At 57.6% G+C, this 576-nt stretch carries 1 protein-coding gene; it reads left to right on the plus strand.

All coding sequences use genetic code 11. The features are described from left to right. Positions 1-369, plus strand: a 369-nt coding sequence (locus P7F28_RS10210) for an NADAR family protein (RefSeq protein WP_277184375.1), incomplete at its 5' end; no start/stop codon positions are given. Between the last annotated feature and the right edge of the window lie 207 nt (positions 370-576).

Consider the following 576-nt stretch of genomic DNA (forward strand, 5'->3'; position numbering starts at 1 on the left):
AAGGCGAAGCTTTTTGGTGATGAAGCGGCGGCGCAAGCCATCCTCTCCGCTCATCATCCCAAAGAGCAGAAAGCACTTGGCCGCCAGGTTAAGGGTTTCGACCTCGAAACGTGGAAGGAAAAGCGAGAGTCGATCGTCTACGTCGGGTGCCGCGAGAAGTTCGCCCAGCACCCCGGTCTGCGATCGCTGCTGCTTGCCACCGCTCCGACTGAGATTGTTGAAGCGAGTCCCTACGACGTCATTTGGGGCGTGGGGCTCGGTGAGCGCCATCCCGACATCACAGACAAATCGAAGTGGCGTGGCCAGAACCTTCTCGGCCAAGCGCTGATGAAGGTGCGGGACGCGCTGTCTGTTCAATCGCAACAATGACAGCAAAAGCCTATGTTGACTGATCAAAAGCAGATGCGTGGAGTTGTGTGTTGGCGGCTGCGGGCACGACACTTTCAAGGTGTTCACCGCGGATCGCACCCGTACGCATCGTCGTTGAATGCCAGGGGCGCAAGAGCACCTCCTATATCGAACCCGTTCCCTCCAAACTCACGATTGAATGGGGCGAAGGGGAAGGATGCATTACGG

The organism is Caballeronia sp. BR00000012568055 (assembly GCF_029439455.1).
Taxonomy (GTDB): domain Bacteria; phylum Pseudomonadota; class Gammaproteobacteria; order Burkholderiales; family Burkholderiaceae; genus Caballeronia.